Origin of the sequence: Cupriavidus alkaliphilus, assembly GCF_014191175.1 — a bacterium.
Taxonomy (GTDB): domain Bacteria; phylum Pseudomonadota; class Gammaproteobacteria; order Burkholderiales; family Burkholderiaceae; genus Cupriavidus; species Cupriavidus alkaliphilus.
In genome coordinates, this window is record NZ_JACHWE010000003.1 from 153,968 (window position 1) to 171,738 (window position 17,771).

Genomic DNA, 17,771 nt, shown 5'->3' on the forward strand with positions numbered 1-17,771 from the left:
CCTTGGATCAAGCGGCCTGTGCCGGCCGCGGCGGGGACACCTGCATCCGCGCGGCGGCGGCGCGCACGAAATCGACGCTGGTGGCGATGGCGGTCACCGGCAGCATATGCCCGCCGCTGACCAGGGTCAGCGAGGCGCCGGGCACCCTGGCCACCAGCGCTTCGCCATGCTCGGCGAAGTCGAGGATGCGGTCGTCGCGGCCGTACAGCACGCTGACCGGCACGCGCAGCGTGCCGTAGTCGCGCAGCAGCGCCGGCAGGCTCTGCGCGGCGCCGATCAGGTCCTCCGACGCCGCCAGGAAATGGCGCGGGCGCAAGGCCAGCAGGCCGCCGCCGCGGGTCGGGAAGTCGTCCGGCACCGGGTCGGGGCCGAACACGATGTCCATGACCTCGGCGCGATGACGGAGCGACATCGGCACCACCAGGGTCCAGGCCAGCAGCCGGCGCTGCCATGCGCGCGGCACGGTCATGGCCCTGAACACCGGCGAGATCTCCCTGGGCGGGTGCGTCAGCGGCGCGATCAGCGCCAGGCCGCCGACGCGTTCCGGATGGCGCACTGCCAGAGCCAGCGCAATGGCGCCGCCCAGCGAATGGCCCACCACCAGCGGCCGTTCCAGGCCCAGCCGGTCGCACAGTGCGGCGAGCGCGTCGGCCTGCGCGGGCAGGTCGGCGGCGCTGCCGGGCGTGCGCGTGGAATGGCCCGCGCCGGGGCGGTCGACCGCGATGACACGGAAGCTCTCGGCCAGCGGCGCGATCATGCCGTAGCTGAAGTTCTCGAGCTGGCCCGACAGGCCATGTACCAGCAGCAGCGCGGGGCCTTGCCCGCGCTCCACCACATGCAGCCGCGCGCCGGGCACGTCGATAAAGCGGCCCGGCGGCGGCATCGCGGCTTCGATGCGCCGGACGGTGCGCCACGTGTACAGCCATAGCGCGGCGCCGGACAGCAGGAGCAGCGCCAGCACCACGGCCACGGCGATGAGCGCGAAGGTCATGGCTGCACCTCGCCGGCGGCGACGGCTGCGACCGTGTTGGCGCCCGTTGCCTCCTGCGCGTTGCGCGGCTCGCGCAGCGCCGGCGGCGCGCCGAACTGCAGCACGCCATCGGCGATGCGCCCGTGCCGGATCGTCAGCAGGTCTCTGAAGTAGTTCTGGTGCACGCGCCACGGCTTGCGGTCGCCTTGGCGCGGCAGCACGCCGGCGGCGCGCTGCACATAGCCCGAGGTGAAGTCGAGGAACGGCGTCGGCTGCACCGCGGCGGGCGCGCGCGGCACCGCGATGCGGTGGCCATGGCGGTCCATGTGGCGCAGCAGGCGGCAGACGTACTCGGCCGTCAGGTCGGCCTTGAGCGTCCACGAGGCGTTGGTGTAGCCGAACGCCAGCACCAGGTTGGGCACGTCGCTGAGCATCATGCCCTTGTAGGCCAGGCATTCGGCGGGGCGGCGCGGCTGGCCGTCGACGGTGAGCGCAATGTCGCCCAGCATGTTCAGCTTCAGCCCGGTTGCCGTCACCACGATATCCGCGTCCAGCGACTTGCCGCCGGCCAGCTCGATGCCGTTTTCGGTGAAGCGCTTGATGGTGTCGGTCACCACCGAGGCGCGGCCCTCGCGCAGGGCGCGGAACAGGTCGCCGTCGGGCACCAGGCACAGGCGCTGGTCCCAGGGCTTGTAGCGCGGCGTGAAATGCGTCGCCACGTCGAAGCCCGGCGGCAGCTGCGCCGCCGCCATGCCGACCAGGCGCGTCTTGACGCGTTGCGGCCGGCGCCGTGCCAGCTGGAAGAAGGTCATGCCAAGCAGCACGTTCTTCCAGCGTGTGGCGGTGTAGGCCAGCCGCTCCGGCAGCACGCGCCGCAGGGTGCGCGCAATGGCATCCTCGCCGGGGCGCGACACGATATAGGTGGGCGAGCGCTGCAGCATGGTCACGTGCGCCGCGCTGGCGGCCATCGCCGGCACCAGCGTGACCGCGGTGGCGCCGCTGCCGATCACCACCACGCGCTTGCCGGCGTAGTCCAGCGACTCGTCCCAGAACTGCGGATGCACGATGCGGCCGCGAAAACGGTGCTCGCCGTCGAACGCGGGACGGTGGGCCTCGGCATAGCTGTAATAGCCGGCGCAGACATAGAGCAGGCGCGCGCGCAGCCGCACCCGGCTGCGGTCAGTGCTGCGTTCGGCTTCGACGGTCCAGCATGCGTCGGCGCTGTCCCAAGCCGCGCTGACCACTCGGTGGCCGAAGCGGATCTGGCGCGTGATGCCGGCTTCCGCGGCGGTCTCGCGGATATAGGCGCGGATCGACGGGCCGTCGGCGATGGCCTTGGCGCCGCGCCAGGGCTTGAAGCGATAGCCCAGCGTGTACATGTCAGAGTCCGAGCGGATGCCGGGGTAGCGGAACAGGTCCCAGGTGCCGCCGATGGCGTCGCGCGCCTCGAGGATGGCGTAGCGCTTGCCGGGACAGCGCCTCTGCAGCTGGCGCGCCGCACCGATGCCGGACAGGCCGGCGCCCACGATCAGGACATCGAGAACTGCGTCATCGGAACTGGCATCGCGCATGGGAAGGCATCCGGACGAGTGACGTTTCTGACAACATAGATTGTCAGAAGCGATCCGGCAAGTTTTCCGCGCGTTTTGTGGCCATAGGGAATGCCATAATGGCGCACATGACCCCCGAGCTGACTCCCGCGCGCCGCTACCGCGGCGCGGAAGCCGAAGAGCGCCGTGCCCAGCGCCGCGCGCAACTGATCGCCGCGGCCGTGCAGGTCTACGGCGAGCGCGGTTACCAGAACGCCACCGTCAAGGCCGTGTGCGAGGCCGCGGGCCTGACCGAGCGCTATTTCTACGAGTCATTCGCCAACAGCGAGGCCTTGCTGCTGGCATCGTTTCAAACAGTGACCCAGCGCCTGCTGCACATCCTGGTGCAGGCAGGGGAGGCGGCCGGCCACGACGGCGCGCAACAAGCGCTGGCAATGCTGCGCGCCTATTTCGGCGCGCTGCAGCGCGAACCGCGCTCGGCGCGGGTGTTCCTGGTGGAAATCCGTGGCGTCAGCAAGCTGGTCGACGGCGCGCTGGCCGATTCGCTGGATGAATTTGGCGGGCTGCTGGCGCAGGCGCTGCTGCCGCCGGGGCGCGAGCGCGATCCGTTGCTGACGGCGGGCGTGGCGGGCGGCGTGGTCCATCTTGCCGTGCGCTGGATCCGCCACGGCTACAGCCCCGGGGTCGAGGTGGTCGCGCGCACCGCGCTGCAGCTGGCGCTGGTGCTGGCGCACGCGCCAGCACCAGCGCCGGTCGCGGCTACAGCTGCGGCGCCGGGGTTTTCTCCCTGAACTCGCACAGCGTTTCGATCGCGCAGTGCCAGCATTCCGGCTTGCGTGCCTTGCACACGTAGCGGCCGTGCAGGATCAGCCAGTGATGGGCGTCATGCAGGAATTCATGCGGCACGCACTTGAGCAGCTTCTGCTCGACCATGTCGACGTTCTTGCCCGGCGCCAGGCCGGTGCGGTTCGAGACCCGGAAGATATGCGTGTCGACCGCGATGGTCGGCTGTCCGAACGCGGTGTTGAGCACCACGTTGGCGGTCTTGCGGCCCACGCCCGGCAGCGCCTCCAGCGCCTCGCGCTCCGCCGGCACCTTGCCGCCATGGCGTTCGACCAGGATGCGGCAGGTCTCGATCACATGCTTCGCCTTGGTCTTGTACAGGCCGATGGTCTTGATGTATTCGCTCAGGCCGGCTTCGCCCAGCTCCAGCATCTGCCGCGGGGTATGCGCGACCGGGAACAGCCGGCGCGTGGCCTTGTTCACGCCCACGTCGGTAGCCTGCGCCGACAGCAGCACGGCGATCAGCAGCTCGAACGGCGAGCTGTACTCCAGTTCCGTGGTCGGCGCCGGATTGACTTCGCGCAGCGTCTCGAAGATAGCACGGCACTTGGCAGCGTTCATGATTCTTTTTTCGGGTCGTTGGCCGGGTCCTGGGCGGGATTGGGGTCATCCTGCCGCGTCGTCAGCCCGGCGCGCGCGCGCCGCGCTTCGGCGGCGTCGATCTGCGCCTGCACCGCGGCCGACACGTTGTCGGTATTGCGCGGCCGCGCGGCCTGCTGCTTCTGCCGCGCGCGTTCGATCGCGGCCTGGATGATGGCGCGCTTGCGTTCCTGCGCGGCGCGCTCGGCGTCGTTCTCGGGCGCTTCGGCCTGCACCGCGGCAAGCTTGGCGGCGGCCTTGGCGGCCAGGCGCGCATCGTTTTCCTCGCGCTCGCGCACCAGCCGCGCGTTGCGCGCCAGGTAGCGCGCCTGCGCGGCATCGGCCTGCGCCTGCGACCACGCGTCCCAGCCGGTGCGGGTGCCGGTGACAGGGACCATGTCGATGCAGTCGACCGGGCAGGGCGGCACGCACAGGTCGCAGCCGGTGCACAACTCGGGGATCACGGTATGCATCTGCTTGGCGGCGCCGGCGATGGCGTCGACCGGGCAGGCCTGGATGCAGAGCGTGCAGCCGATGCACAGGCTCTCGTCGATGCGGGCGACCGCGCGCGGCTGCTCGCTGCCGCGCTCCGGATCGAGCGGCAGCGGTTCGGTGCCGAGCAGCGCGGCCAGGCGCGCGATGCCCTGCGCGCCGCCGGGCGGACAACGGTTGCAGGCGGCTGCGCCGCTGGCCATGGCTTCGGCGTAAGGGCGGCAGCCATTGAAGCCGCACTTGGTGCACTGGGTCTGCGGCAGCAGCGCCTCGAGACGGTCGGCGAGGGACTTGACGGCGGGATTCACGACAACGGACAGCTATTCAGGGGACAAGAGCGGGGTCAAAAAGGCGCACCAGCAGCGGCACCAGCGCGGCGCGGCCACGGGCAAAGCACGAAATTTGCGCGATGCTGTGAGCGGTTGGCGACATAACGGCGGCCCTTCCGGGGCGGACAATGTGCTGGCGGCCCCTGCGGCACCGGGGTCTCTGCGGACCCTGCGGTTTTCGCGCCGCAAGGATTATCCCCGATTTCGCCGGCGGACAGAAACGGCGATGATGCGCGTCGCGCGGCCGGATTGCCGCATTCCGGCCTGTGCCATAATCCGCGCAACGATCGACCACACCTCATGTCAACAGAGCCCAAGACCAAACGCGACCCGGAAGGGACGCGCCGACGCATCCTCGCTGCGGCCACCGAGGAATTCGCCAAGGGTGGTCTGGCCGGCGCCCGCGTCGACCAGATTGCCCGGCGCGCGGAAACCAACGAGCGCATGCTGTATTACTACTACGGCAGCAAGGAGGGCCTGTTCCTGGCGGTGCTGGAGAAGCAATACGCCAACTTCCGCGCCGCCGAAGAGCAACTGCACCTGGTCGACGAAGATCCGGTCGAGGGCGTGCGCACGCTGGCCCGTTTCGTCTGGGACTGGTACTACGAACACCCCGAGTTTATCCGCCTGGTCAACAGCGAGAACCTGCACGAGGCGCGGCACCTGAAGAAATCGTCGCAGCTGCAGCAGCTGATCAACCCGGTGGTCGACGTGCTCGCCGACGTGATCCGGCGCGGCCAGCAGCAGGGACTGTTCCGCGACCATATCGACGTGCCGCAGTTCTACCTGACGATTTCCGCGCTGGGCTACTACGTGCTGTCGAACCGCTACACCATCAGCGCCGTGATCGGCCGCGACGTGGCGTCGCAGCAGGAGCACGAGCGCTTTGCCGAACTGCACACGGACATGCTGCTGAGCTACCTGAAGAAGCCCTGAGCCGCCGGCAGCGCTGCCATAAGGAAACGCCCGCTTGCGCGGGCGTTTTTTACTTGCTGGCCACGGCCACCGGGGCCTGGTGATACTTGCGGATAAAGTCGCGCAGCTGCGGGTAGATGTCCTCGCGCCAGCGCCGGCCCGAGAAGATCCCGTAGTGGCCGCAACGCTCCGCGTTCAGGTGCTGCTTGCGGTTTTTCGGGATGCCGGCGCACAGGTCGTGCGCGGCGGCGGTCTGGCCCGCGCCGGAGATATCGTCGAGCTCGCCCTCGATCGTCATCAGCGCCGTGGCCTTGATGTCCTGCGGGCGCACCGGCTTGCCGTCGATGGCCCAGGTGCCGTTGGCCAGGCGGAATTCCTGGAACACCTCGCGGATGGTGTCGAGGTAGTACTCGGCGGCCATGTCGAGCACCGCGTTGTATTCGTCGTAGAAGCGCACGTGCGCCTCGGCGTCGTCGGCATCGCCCTCGACCAGGCTCAGGTAGTAGTCATAGTGCGACGACAGGTGCCGGTCCGGGTTCATCGCGACAAAGCCGGCATGCTGCAGGAAGCCCGGGTAGACCCGGCGGCCGTGGCCGGGGTAGTTGGCCGGCACGGTGTAGATGACGTTGTTCTCGAACCACTCGTAGGACTTGTTGGTCGCCAGCGAGTTGACCGCGGTCGGGCTTTTGCGGGCATCGATCGGGCCGCCCATCATGGTCATGGTGCGCGGCGTCTTTTCGCCGGCGGAAGCCATCAGCGAAATCGCGGCCAGCACCGGTACCGTGGGCTGGCACACCGAGATCACGTGCAGGTTCTCGGCGCCGATATGGCGGATGAATTCCTGGATGTAGTAGATGTAGTCCGACAGGTGGAAGGCGCCTTCCTCGACCGGCACCATGCGCGCGTCGATCCAGTCGGTGACGTAGACCTTGTGGTCCTGCAGCAGCGTGCGCACGGTATCGCGCAGCAGCGTGGCATGGTGGCCCGACAGCGGCGCCGCCACCAGCACCACGGGTTCGTCCTTGAGCAGCTTGATGGTCTCGGGGTCGTCGGCATAGCGCTTGAAGCGCAGCAGCTTGCAGAAGGGCTTCTCCAGCACGGTCTGCTCGACGATGGGGATGTCGCGCCCGTTGGAGCGCACCGACTTGATATCGAACGCCGGTTTTTCGTATTCCTTGCCGAGCCGGTACAGCAGTTCGTAGCCGGCGGCGAGGCGGGGCGCGCCAGGTACCAGCGACATCGGGCTGAGGGGGTTGGTGAAGGTCTTGGCGGTCGCCTGGGCCCACGCTGTCAGCGGGTGCAGGATCGAGCGCTGGAACTCATGCAGTTGATAGAGCATGCCGTTTCTGCCTGGTCTTACTGAGAATGCGTACCACCAAGTAACAATGTACTGACAATACACCTTGGATCGTGTGCGCCGATTATGCCTGAATCGAACGACCGTGCTAACGATCTTGCTTTGCAGCATATACCTTAAAGTACTTCCGTATGCGCGGAACACAATAAGGCATAGGCCTGATTTTTCCGTGACAACGTCCTACAACATCGCAAACAAATGCAAAAAGCGGCCGAAGCCGCTTTTTTTTTATGGCATTGTGATGCATACGCCAGTTGCCGGCCGTTGCGGCGCGGCAACTGATGCGGTGTTACATCACCGCTGCGATCGCGTCGACCACCGCATCGATGTTGCGGCTGTTCAGCGCCGCCACGCAGATGCGGCCGGTGCTGACGGCATAGATGCCGTGCTCGTTGCGCAGGCGGTCGACCTGGGCCGAGGTCAGGCCCGAGTACGAGAACATGCCGCGCTGGGCCTTGACGAACGAGAAGTCGCCCGGCACGCCCTTGGCGGCCAGCTTGTCGACCAGCGCGTGGCGCATCAGCTTGATGCGGTCGCGCATTTCGGCCAGTTCTTCTTCCCACATGGCGCGCAGTTCCGGGCTGTTCAGCACGGTTGCGACCACGGTGCCGCCGTGGGTCGGCGGGTTGGAATAGTTGGTGCGGATCACGCGCTTGACCTGCGACATCACGCGCTGCGCTTCTTCCTTGCTGGTGGTGACGATCGACAGCGCGCCGACGCGCTCGCCGTACAGCGAGAAGCTCTTCGAGAACGAGCTCGACACGAAGAACGGCAGGCCTGAGTCCGCGAACAAACGCACCGCGGCGCCGTCGGCGTCGATGCCGTCGGCAAAGCCCTGGTAGGCCATGTCGAGGAACGGAATCAGGTTGCGTTCCTTGACCAGTTCCACCACCTGTTGCCACTGCTCGGGCGACAGGTCGACGCCGGTCGGGTTGTGGCAGCACGCGTGCAGCACGACGATGGTGTTGGCCGGGAACGACTTCAGCGATTCCACCATGCCGGCGAAGTTCAGGCCGTGGCTGGGGGCGTCGTAGTAGGCGTAGTTGACCACCGGGAAGCCGGCCGATTCGAACAGCGCGCGGTGGTTTTCCCAGCTCGGGTCGCTGATGGCGACCTTGGCGTCCGGGTACAGGCGCTTCAGGAAGTCGGCGCCGATCTTCAGCGCGCCGGTGCCGCCAAGTGCCTGGGCCGTCACCACGCGGCCTTCCGTGATCAGCGGCGATTCCTTGCCGAACAGCAGCGTCTGCACCGCCTGGTCATAGGCCGCGATGCCCTCGATCGGCAGGTAGCCGCGCGGGGTGGCGGTGGTCAGACGGGCTTTTTCTGCCTCCTGGACGGCGCGCAGCAGGGGGATTTTCCCTTCGTCGGTGAAGTACACGCCAACGCCCAGGTTGACCTTGGTCGCGCGGGTGTCGGCATTGAAGGCTTCGTTGAGGCCCAGGATCGGGTCGCGCGGGGCCATCTCGACGGCAGAAAACAAACTCATTTGGAATCTCGTGGTCGGCTATGTGAAAAACGGAAGGCGTAGAATGCTCCGTACTGCGCTGGAGGCTGGCAGGCCCGGCCGCGCTCTTCTTGGCTTGAAGCGGGGGCTGACAACCCCAAGATTCTAGCGTAATCCGCCCGTTTTCCTCAGGTATTTCCCTAGTCACGCCCCTATGACGAACCTTGCCGAAGCCGCGCCGGCCCTGGACGAAGACAAATTCGTCACATTTCCCGGCTCCCCGTTCCAGTTGTACCAGCCGTTCCCGCCCGCCGGCGACCAGCCCGAGGCAATCCGGCAGCTGGTGGAGGGGGTGGAGGACGGCCTGTCGTTCCAGACCCTGCTGGGCGTTACCGGTTCGGGCAAGACCTTCACCATGGCCAACGTGATCGCCCGCATGGGGCGGCCGGCCATCGTGTTCGCGCCCAACAAGACGCTGGCGGCGCAGCTCTACGCGGAATTCCGCGAGTTCTTCCCGCGCAATGCCGTCGAGTACTTCGTCAGCTACTACGACTACTACCAGCCCGAGGCCTACGTCCCGCAGCGCGACCTGTTTATCGAGAAGGACTCGTCGATCAACGAGCATATCGAGCAGATGCGGCTGTCGGCGACCAAGAGCCTGCTGGAGCGCCGCGACACGATCATCGTCGCGACCGTGTCGGCGATCTACGGTATCGGCAACCCGACCGAATACCACCAGATGATCCTGACGCTGCGGGCCGGCGACAAGATCAGCCAGCGCGACGTGATCGCGCGCCTGATCGCGATGCAGTACACCCGCAACGAGACCGACTTCCAGCGCGGCACCTTCCGCGTGCGCGGCGACACCATCGACATCTTCCCGGCCGAGCATGCCGAGATGGCGGTGCGGCTGGAGATGTTCGACGACGAAGTCGAGTCGCTGCATTTCTTCGATCCGCTGACGGGGCGGGTGCGGCAGAAGATCCCGCGCTTCACGGTCTACCCGTCGAGCCACTACGTGACCCCGCGCGAGACCGTGCTGCGCGCGATCGAGGCGATCAAGGACGAACTGCGCGAGCGGCTGGAGTTCTTCCACAAGGAAAACCGGCTGGTGGAGGCGCAGCGGCTCGAGCAGCGCACCCGCTTCGACCTCGAGATGCTGTCCGAGCTCGGTTTCTGCAAGGGCATCGAGAACTATTCGCGGCACTTGTCCGGCGCGCGCCCCGGCGATCCGCCGCCGACGCTGGTCGACTACCTGCCGCCCGACGCGCTGATGTTCCTGGACGAGTCGCACGTGCTGATCGGCCAGCTCAACGGCATGTACAACGGCGACCGCGCGCGCAAGACCACGCTGGTCGAATATGGCTTCCGGCTGCCGTCGGCGCTGGACAACCGGCCGCTCAAGTTCGACGAGTTCGAGCGCAAGATGCGGCAGGTGATGTTCGTCACGGCCACGCCGGCGCAGTTCGAGCGGGAGCACGCCGGCCAGGTGGTGGAGCAGGTGGTGCGGCCGACCGGCCTGGTCGACCCGGTCATCATGGTGCGCCCCGCGACCACGCAGGTGGATGACCTGCTGTCGGAGATCCATGCCCGCGTCGGTGCCGGCGAGCGCGTGCTGGTGACCACGCTGACCAAGCGCATGGCCGAGCAGCTGACCGAGTTCCTGACCGAGAACGGCGTCAAGGTGCGCTACCTGCACTCGGATATCGATACCGTCGAGCGTGTCGAGATCATCCGCGACCTGCGCCTGGGCACCTTCGACGTGCTGGTGGGGATCAACCTGCTGCGCGAGGGGCTGGATATTCCCGAGGTATCGCTGGTGGCGATCCTCGACGCGGACAAGGAGGGCTTCCTGCGCGCCGAGCGCTCGCTGATCCAGACCATCGGCCGCGCCGCGCGCAACGTCAACGGCACCGCGATCCTGTACGCGGACCGCATGACCGACTCGATGAAGAAGGCCATCGACGAGACCGAGCGCCGCCGCGCCAAGCAGATCGCCTTCAACGAAGCCAACGGCATCACGCCGCGCGGCGTGGTCAAGCGCATCAAGGACATCATCGACGGCGTCTACAACGTCAGCGACGCCCGGGCCGAGCTGCAGGCGGCGCAGGAGCAGGCACGCTACGAGGAGATGAGCGAGAAGCAGGTCTCGAAGGAGATCAAGCGGCTGGAGAAGCTCATGCTCGAGCATGCGCGCAACCTGGAGTTCGAACAGGCGGCGCAGGTGCGCGACCAGCTGGCCAAGCTCAAGGCGCAGGTGTTCGGCGCCAGCGGCGAGGGCGCGCTGCCGCCTGCCTCGCCTGCCTGATACGCCGCAACGCCGGGCGCGCTTCGCCTATAGTGAAATCCTCGGCGGCGCCGGCAGGGCAGGGCAACAGACCGCTGCAAAGGAGGCACGATGGAACGCCAGTTTGAATACGGCGGCTACGCGGTGGTCGTCACCGCGGTCCCGAATGCCGCCGGCGGCTTTGCCGCGCAGATGCGCATCGCCGACGCCTTTGGCGAACCGACCGGCCCGAGCTTCGAGGCAATCGCCGGCGACGCGCCCACGCCCGAAGCCGCCATTGCCTTGGCCGAGGCGGGCGCGATGCGCGCGATCGACGCGGGCGAGGTCAGCTAGCGCGCCGGCGGCACCCCCATTTCCCGTGGAGAAACCACAATGACCGACATCGGCGAATGGAAGAAGAAGGTCTATGAAACCCACGAAGTGCAAGTGCAGGTCAGGCAGCGATCACAGAGCGAATGGTCGTACACCGTGCGCGTGTGCCGCCCCGGCACTAACATCCGGGCCGCCGGCACGCTGACCGACAGCTCGCGCATCACCGACCACTACAAGTCGGCCGAGGCCGCGCAGGTAGCCGGGTTTGCGCACGGCGAGCGGCTGGCCAAGCAGCTCGCCTAGCGTCGCGGTCCGTCGCGATCCGCGGCAAGCCGGGCCGGCGCAAAGGGCGGCAGGTAGAATCGCGCCTCCATGCCACCTTGCCAAGCCTTGATCCGATGAAGCCATACGCCATCCTGATGTGTTGCATGGGGAATATCTGCCGTTCCCCCACGGCGGAGGGCGTGCTGCGCGCCAAGCTCGATGCCGCCGGACTGGCGGCGCTGGTGGAGCTGGATTCGGCCGGCACGCATGAATACCACCTCGGCCGCGCCCCCGATCCCCGCACCCAGCGCCATGCGTTGCGGCGCGGCTATGACCTGTCGGCGCTGCGCGCGCGCAAGGTCGGCGTGCCCGACTTCGACCGCTTCGACCTGATCCTGGCGATGGACCGCGAGAACCTGGCCGGCCTGCTGCAGCTGCGCCCGGATGCCGGCGACAAGGTGCGGCTGCTGATGAGCTTCGCCACCCGCCATCACACCGACGAGGTGCCGGACCCGTATTACGGCGAAGGCGACGGCTTCGAGCGCGTGCTCGACTACATCGAAGATGCCTGCGACGGCCTGGTGGCCGAACTGCGCCAGCGCCTGCAGCATCCGGCCGGCTGAGCCGGTCCGCCATCCAGTCTTTCCCGGCCCCGCCGCGGCGCGCTGCGCCTGCGGCCGGTGGCCCGATCCCGACGAGAACCCATGCTCCGCAAACTGTTCCGCAAATGGCGCGAGTCGCGCAATGCCAGCCTGCAGCTCGACGCCATCCTGGCCGCGGCCGATCCGCAGGCGCCGCTGGCCGAGCGCAACGGCTGGCTGATCGAGCTGGCCTTCTGGATCCGCCGCGACGGCGGCCTCGGCAGCGATGCCGACAGCCAGGAAGACGGCGCGCCGCGCCGCCACCCGGAACTCGTGCGCGTGCGCTATCTGCTGCAGGTGCTGGAGCGGCATCCGGACTGGGCCGCGCGCTTTGCGCTGACGGTGCGCAGCCTGCTGCGCGAGAACGACCCCACCGGCCTGTTCTGCGATACCGGCGTGGCGCAGCATCCCGGTTTCGTCAGCGAGATGGTGAGCCGGCTGCAGAGCCGCTTTTTGCCGCCGCCGCCGAACCGCAGCGACATGGCGGCGCTGTTTGCGCTGGTGTTCGTCGGCGACGAAGATGCCGACTGGGTCGAGGCCATCGACGATGCGCTGATGGCGCGGCTGGCACGCGTGCTGGAGGCCGGCCGCGCCGATGGCGAGGCGGCGGGCCTGGCGCGCTATCGCGAGGCGCTGGGGCAGACCCTGGCCACCAGCATCGCGGTGCTGGTCAGCCAGGTGCGCGCCACCGGCCTGAGCCAGGCGATCCGCTCGCGGCTGGCGGGGCGTGTCGAGGACACCCCGTTCTTCCGCCTGGACGAGGCCATCCAGGCCTTGCGCGAGGACGGCCTGCGCCGCGACGACCACAGCTTCGGCCATCGCCTGAACTACTTCCGCGCGCTGCTCGATGGCTGCCACGCCGCCGCCCGCCATGTGTACGAAGAGCTGGAGGAAAACGGCGTATCGGTCGAAGTGGTGTTCCAGATCGAGCGCATGAAGGTGCAGCTCGGCCGCATCGAGCTGCTGCTGGCGGCGTGGGTCGAGCCGGGGCGTCCCGGCATGCCGGCGCACCTGGTGGCCGAGCTGATCCGCTCGACCCAGGCGCGGCGCAGCATTGCGCATCTGGCCGGCACCTCGTTCGCACAGCTGGCGCGCAAGGTGGTGGACCGCTCGGCCGAAACCGGCGAGCACTACATCGCGCGCGACCGCCGCGAATATGCCGAGCTGGTGCGCGCCGCGGCGGGCGGCGGCCTGGTCTCGGTGGCCACGGTGTACCTGAAGTTCCTGATCTACGGGCTGCACCTGGACAAGTTCAGCGAAGGCGTGCTGGCCTCGCTCAACTATGCCGGCAGCTTCTTGGCCATCCACTTCGCGCACTTCACGCTGGCGACCAAGCAGCCGGCCATGACCGGGCCCGCGCTGGCGCACCGGCTCGACAACGCGGGTCGGCCGGAAGGGCGCGAGATCTTCGTCGACGACACCGTCGCCATGATCCGCTCCAACGCGGCGGCCATTGCCGGCAACCTGGCGGTGGTGTTCCCGGTGGCGCTGGGCATCCAGTGGCTGGCGCGCAGGCTGCTGGGTACCAACCTGATCACGCCGGCCAAGGCGATCGCCACCATCGAGTCCTTCTCGATCCTGGGGCCGACGCCGCTGTACGCTGCCTTCACCGGCGTGCTGCTGTGGCTGTCCAGCCTGTTCGCGGGCTGGGCCGACAACTGGTTCGCGCTGCACCGCGTGCACGACGTGATGGCCTACCACCGGCGCCTGCAGTACGTGCTGGGCGCGCACGGCGCCACCCGGGTCGCGGACTTCTGGAAGCGCAACCTGTCGGGCATCGTCGCCAACGTGTCGCTGGGCCTGCTGCTGGGGCTGGGGCCGGAAATCCTGAGCTTTTTCGGCCCGCATATGGAAGTGCGCCATGTGACGCTCTCGACCGGGTCGGTGGGGGCGGCGATCGGCGTGCTGGGGTGGGACGCGCTGCGCATGCCGGCGCTGTGGCTGGCAGTGGCGGGCATCGCGCTGATGGGCATGCTGAATGTGGCGGTCAGCTTTGCGCTGGCGTTCAATATGGCGCTGCGGTCACGCAATTTGCGGCGCATCGATCGCGCCGAGCTGAGCGCGGCCGTGCGGCGGCGCATCCTGAAACACCCGCTGTCGCTGCTGGTGCCGCCGCGCGCGGCACCGGCGCAGGCGGCTGCAGGCGGGCGCCAGGCCTGAGGGCGGGGTGGTGCGGTGCGGCAGGGGTAGTTGACTGAATTAGTCGGGTACCTTTATACTTGACGGAAACGATCAAGTATTAGCTTCACCCCCACGCTTCACCCCAGAGCCCTGCACCATGAGACTGACCACCAAAGGCCGCTTCGCGGTCACTGCGATGATCGACCTGGCCATGCGCCAGGACCAGGGGCCGGTCACGCTCGCCGGCATCAGCCAGCGGCAGAAGATCTCGCTGTCGTACCTGGAGCAGCTGTTCGGCAAGCTGCGCCGGCACGAGATCGTCGAGAGCGTGCGCGGCCCGGGCGGCGGCTACAGCCTGGCGCGCAAGGCCGAGGACGTCACCGTGGCGGACATCATCATCGCCGTGGACGAGCCCCTGGATGCCACCCAGTGCGGCGGCAAGGGCAATTGTAACGGAGATGACGGCTCGGGGCGGTGCATGACCCACGAACTGTGGGCCACGCTGAACCAGAAGATGGTCGAGTACCTCGACTCGGTTTCCCTCAAGAACCTGGTGGACCAGCAGCGCGAGCGCCAGCCCGCCGTGCTGCACGACATGCGCGAAGACGCCGCGCAGCCGGTCGCCGCCGCCGCGCGCGGCAAGGCCGACAAGCAGGAAAAGCCGGTCCGGGCCAGAATGGTGAATTCAGTTTTCAGCCTGGCGCAGTCCTGAGCGCGCCGGCAAGACAGCAACACAGCGATCAGCGGTCCCTTACAAGGCAGTCATAACGATGAGCACCCCACATTTCCCCATCTACATGGATTACTCGGCCACCACGCCGGTGGACCCGCGCGTGGCGGACAAGATGATTCCGTACCTGCGCGAGCAGTTCGGCAATCCCGCGTCGCGCAGCCATGCGTACGGCTGGGAAGCGGAGCGCGCGGTGGAAGAGGCGCGCGAGCAGGTGGCCGCACTGGTCGGCGCCGACCCGCGTGAAATCGTGTGGACTTCGGGGGCAACCGAGTCGGACAACCTGGCGATCAAGGGCGCCGCGAACTTCTATTCGGGCAAGGGCAAGCACATCATCACCGTGAAGACCGAGCACAAGGCCGTGCTCGACACCACGCGCGAGCTGGAGCGCCAGGGCTTTGAAGTGACGTACCTGGACGTGAAGGACGACGGCCTGCTCGACATGGACGTGTTCAGGCAGGCGCTGCGCCCGGACACCATCCTGGTATCGGTGATGCTGGTCAACAACGAGATCGGCGTGATCCAGGACGTCGAGCAGATCGGCGAGATCTGCCGCGAGAAGGGCATCATCTTCCATTGCGACGCCGCGCAGGCGACCGGCAAGGTAGCGATCGACCTGAACAAGCTGAAGTGCGACCTGATGTCGTTCTCGGCCCACAAGACCTACGGCCCCAAGGGCGTCGGCGCGCTGTACGTGCGCCGCAAGCCGCGCGTGCGCATCGAGGCGCAGATGCACGGTGGCGGCCATGAGCGCGGCATGCGCTCGGGCACGCTGGCCACGCACCAGATCGTCGGCATGGGCGAAGCCTTCCGCATCGCCCGCGAAGAGATGGCGACCGAGAACGAGCGCATCCGCATGCTGCGCGATCGCCTGTGGAACGGCCTGTCGGACATGGAAGAGGTCTACCTGAACGGTGACCTGGAACATCGCGTGCCGCACAACCTGAACGTCAGCTTCAACTTCGTCGAAGGCGAGTCGCTGATCATGGCGATCAAGGACGTGGCGGTATCGTCGGGTTCGGCCTGCACCTCGGCCTCGCTGGAGCCGTCGTATGTGCTGCGCGCGCTGGGCCGCAACGACGAGCTGGCGCACAGCTCGATCCGCTTCACGGTCGGCCGCTTCACCACCGAGCAGGAGATCGACTACACCGTCGAGCTGCTCAAGAGCAAGATCGGCAAGCTGCGCGACCTGTCGCCGCTGTGGGAAATGTTCAAGGACGGCGTCGACCTGAACTCGATCCAGTGGGCCGCGCACTGAGCGCATTGGGTACCCGCAGGATCCCGCGAAAATAACAGCAAGACCCCCGTAAAAGATACGCAAGAGGTAAGCCAAATGTCATACAGCACGAAGGTTCTCGACCACTATGAAAACCCCCGCAATGTCGGCTCGTTCGACAAGAACGACGATGCGGTCGGCACCGGCATGGTCGGTGCACCGGCCTGCGGCGACGTGATGAAGCTGCAGATCAAGGTCAACGAGGCTGGCGTGATCGAAGACGCCAAGTTCAAGACCTACGGCTGCGGCTCGGCCATCGCTTCGTCGTCGCTGGTGACCGAGTGGGTCAAGGGCAAGACCGTGGACCAGGCGCTGGAGATCAAGAACACCCAGATCGCCGAGGAACTGGCGCTGCCGCCGGTGAAGATCCACTGCTCGATCCTGGCCGAAGACGCGATCAAGGCCGCCGTCGATGACTACAAGAAGAAGCACGGCGCCGAGCAGAAGGCCGCCTGACCTGTCGCACTGAGCACGGCACCGACGAAGGAACGCAACGATGATCACCATGACCGAGAAGGCCGCCAAGCATGTGGCGCGCTACCTGGAACGCCGCGGCAAGGGCGTGGGCCTGCGCCTGGGCGTGAAGACCACCGGCTGCTCGGGCCTGGCCTACAAGCTGGAATACGTCGACGAACTGCTGCCGGAAGACAACGTGTTCGAATCGCACGGGATCAAGGTCATCGTCGATGCCAAGAGCCTGCCGTATATCGACGGCACCGAACTCGACTACGCGCGCGAAGGGTTGAACGAAGGCTTCCGCTTCAACAACCCCAACGTCAAGGACGAGTGCGGCTGCGGCGAGTCGTTCACGGTCTGACGCACGCTGGCGCGGGCAGGTCCGGTGGAGCGCAGCATCGTCGGCTTCCGCCGGGACGAGGAAGGCCACTGGGTGGCTGAACTCGACTGCGGCCATGGCCAGCATGTGCGGCACGACCCGCCCTGGCAGTCGCGGCCGTGGACGCAGAGCGAGGCTGGCCGCGCCGCCATGATCGGCGCGCGGGTGAATTGCCTGAAGTGCGACCGCAACGAGCCGCCGGCCGAGTGGGCCAGCCAGCCCGCGCGGTAGCGGTGGCAGCACGGACGAAGGGCGGCGCGGCCGCTCTTTTTTCTTGGGGAAGCAGTTGAAAGACGATTTTTTTGCGCTGTTCGGCCTGCCGGTGCAGTACGGCGTCGACGAGGCCGCGCTGGACGCGGCGTACCGCACCGTACAGTCGCAGGCGCATCCGGACCGCTTTGCCCAGGCCGGCGACGCCGAGCGCCGCGTGGCGATGCAGTGGGCCGCGCATGCCAACGAAGCCTACCGCACGCTGCGCCAGCCGCTGCGGCGCGCGACCTACCTGCTCAAGCTGCGCGGCATCGACGTGCAGGCGGAGAACAACACCGCCATGTCGCCCGCGTTCCTGATGCAGCAGATGGAATGGCGCGAGGCGCTGCAGGACGCGGTGGAAGCGCGCGACGTGGACCGCCTTGACGCGCTGCTGCGCGAGCTGCGCCAGGAAAAGCGCGAACGCCACGCGGCGCTGGGCGCGCTGCTCGACGCCGGCGACAACGACGCAGCCGGCGGCGCAGTGCGGCAACTGATGTTTATCGAGAAGATCGAGCACGATACCAGCGAGGCCATCGACCGGCTGGAAGACTGACCGGCAAGATCGCCGGGGCCA

General features: G+C 67.5%; 19 protein-coding genes. 13 read left to right on the top strand and 6 right to left on the bottom strand.

Going from position 1 to position 17,771, the window contains the following annotated elements; genetic code table 11:
- Positions 1-7: 7 nt before the first annotated feature.
- Positions 8-991, bottom strand: a complete 984-nt coding sequence (locus tag FHX60_RS12150; RefSeq protein WP_183283500.1) for an alpha/beta fold hydrolase — start codon at positions 989-991, stop codon at positions 8-10.
- The gene (locus FHX60_RS12155) at positions 988-2,541 is read right to left on the bottom strand and encodes a flavin-containing monooxygenase (protein WP_183283501.1); all 1,554 of its coding nucleotides are present in this window, start codon (positions 2,539-2,541) and stop codon (positions 988-990) included. Before FHX60_RS12155 ends, FHX60_RS12150 begins: the two co-directional genes overlap by 4 nt.
- Before the next feature lie 98 nt (positions 2,542-2,639).
- Here FHX60_RS12155 and FHX60_RS12160 point away from each other — a divergent pair, with 98 nt between their 5' ends.
- Positions 2,640-3,311 (top strand): TetR/AcrR family transcriptional regulator, encoded by a 672-nt coding sequence (locus FHX60_RS12160; protein WP_183283502.1) that lies wholly within the window; start codon positions 2,640-2,642, stop codon positions 3,309-3,311.
- On the opposite strand, the gene nth is transcribed toward FHX60_RS12160, so the two are convergent.
- On the bottom strand, positions 3,280-3,924 hold the full coding sequence (nth, locus tag FHX60_RS12165; RefSeq protein ID WP_112775345.1) for an endonuclease III: 645 nt from the start codon (positions 3,922-3,924) through the stop codon (positions 3,280-3,282). The genes FHX60_RS12160 and nth overlap by 32 nt on opposite strands.
- Positions 3,921-4,742 carry an electron transport complex subunit RsxB gene (gene rsxB / locus FHX60_RS12170; RefSeq protein ID WP_183283503.1) on the bottom strand — a complete coding sequence of 274 codons (822 nt, stop codon included), beginning with the start codon at positions 4,740-4,742 and terminating at the stop codon, positions 3,921-3,923. The genes nth and rsxB overlap by 4 nt, the downstream gene beginning before the upstream one ends.
- A 321-nt stretch (positions 4,743-5,063) precedes the next feature.
- Here rsxB and FHX60_RS12175 point away from each other — a divergent pair, with 321 nt between their 5' ends.
- The gene (locus FHX60_RS12175; RefSeq protein WP_092313893.1) at positions 5,064-5,699 is read left to right on the top strand and encodes a TetR/AcrR family transcriptional regulator; all 636 of its coding nucleotides are present in this window, start codon (positions 5,064-5,066) and stop codon (positions 5,697-5,699) included.
- 49 nt (positions 5,700-5,748) lie between these two features.
- Here FHX60_RS12175 and FHX60_RS12180 read toward each other — a convergent pair whose 3' ends face one another.
- Together FHX60_RS12180 and FHX60_RS12185 are read right to left on the bottom strand one after the other, a co-directional pair.
- On the bottom strand, positions 5,749-7,017 hold the full coding sequence (locus FHX60_RS12180) for a polyhydroxyalkanoate depolymerase (RefSeq protein ID WP_092313891.1): 1,269 nt from the start codon (positions 7,015-7,017) through the stop codon (positions 5,749-5,751).
- Between the two features lie 307 nt (positions 7,018-7,324).
- The gene (locus tag FHX60_RS12185) at positions 7,325-8,521 is read right to left on the bottom strand and encodes an amino acid aminotransferase (protein WP_112775347.1); all 1,197 of its coding nucleotides are present in this window, start codon (positions 8,519-8,521) and stop codon (positions 7,325-7,327) included.
- Positions 8,522-8,693: 172 nt separating this feature from the next.
- On the opposite strand from FHX60_RS12185, the gene uvrB reads away from it, so the two are divergent.
- The 11 genes from uvrB (at position 8,694) to hscB (ending at position 17,750) form a co-directional block, all read left to right on the top strand.
- Positions 8,694-10,787, top strand: coding sequence for an excinuclease ABC subunit UvrB (gene uvrB / locus FHX60_RS12190; RefSeq protein WP_092313887.1), 2,094 nt, complete (start codon positions 8,694-8,696; stop codon positions 10,785-10,787).
- 90 nt (positions 10,788-10,877) lie between these two features.
- Positions 10,878-11,099, top strand: a complete 222-nt coding sequence (locus tag FHX60_RS12195; RefSeq protein ID WP_111519641.1) for a hypothetical protein — start codon at positions 10,878-10,880, stop codon at positions 11,097-11,099.
- Positions 11,100-11,138: 39 nt separating this feature from the next.
- The gene (locus tag FHX60_RS12200) at positions 11,139-11,381 is read left to right on the top strand and encodes a hypothetical protein (protein ID WP_062797958.1); all 243 of its coding nucleotides are present in this window, start codon (positions 11,139-11,141) and stop codon (positions 11,379-11,381) included.
- A gap of 95 nt (positions 11,382-11,476) precedes the next feature.
- Positions 11,477-11,965 (top strand): low molecular weight protein-tyrosine-phosphatase, encoded by a 489-nt coding sequence (locus FHX60_RS12205; protein ID WP_183283504.1) that lies wholly within the window; start codon positions 11,477-11,479, stop codon positions 11,963-11,965.
- An 81-nt stretch (positions 11,966-12,046) separates the two neighbouring features.
- The gene (locus FHX60_RS12210; protein WP_183283505.1) at positions 12,047-14,143 is read left to right on the top strand and encodes a site-specific recombinase; all 2,097 of its coding nucleotides are present in this window, start codon (positions 12,047-12,049) and stop codon (positions 14,141-14,143) included.
- A 118-nt stretch (positions 14,144-14,261) separates the two neighbouring features.
- Positions 14,262-14,816 (top strand): Fe-S cluster assembly transcriptional regulator IscR, encoded by a 555-nt coding sequence (gene iscR / locus FHX60_RS12215; RefSeq protein WP_011614910.1) that lies wholly within the window; start codon positions 14,262-14,264, stop codon positions 14,814-14,816.
- Positions 14,817-14,868: 52 nt separating this feature from the next.
- A complete protein-coding gene (locus tag FHX60_RS12220; RefSeq protein WP_279327337.1) occupies positions 14,869-16,092 on the top strand; it encodes an IscS subfamily cysteine desulfurase in 1,224 nt (407 codons plus the stop codon).
- 75 nt (positions 16,093-16,167) lie between these two features.
- On the top strand, positions 16,168-16,566 hold the full coding sequence (gene iscU / locus FHX60_RS12225) for a Fe-S cluster assembly scaffold IscU (RefSeq protein WP_092313877.1): 399 nt from the start codon (positions 16,168-16,170) through the stop codon (positions 16,564-16,566).
- A gap of 40 nt (positions 16,567-16,606) precedes the next feature.
- Positions 16,607-16,927 carry an iron-sulfur cluster assembly protein IscA gene (gene iscA / locus FHX60_RS12230; protein ID WP_012352433.1) on the top strand — a complete coding sequence of 107 codons (321 nt, stop codon included), beginning with the start codon at positions 16,607-16,609 and terminating at the stop codon, positions 16,925-16,927.
- A gap of 24 nt (positions 16,928-16,951) precedes the next feature.
- Positions 16,952-17,176, top strand: coding sequence for a DUF3565 domain-containing protein (locus tag FHX60_RS12235; protein WP_092313875.1), 225 nt, complete (start codon positions 16,952-16,954; stop codon positions 17,174-17,176).
- A 55-nt stretch (positions 17,177-17,231) separates the two neighbouring features.
- On the top strand, positions 17,232-17,750 hold the full coding sequence (gene hscB / locus FHX60_RS12240) for a Fe-S protein assembly co-chaperone HscB (protein WP_112775349.1): 519 nt from the start codon (positions 17,232-17,234) through the stop codon (positions 17,748-17,750).
- Positions 17,751-17,771: the final 21 nt, after the last annotated feature.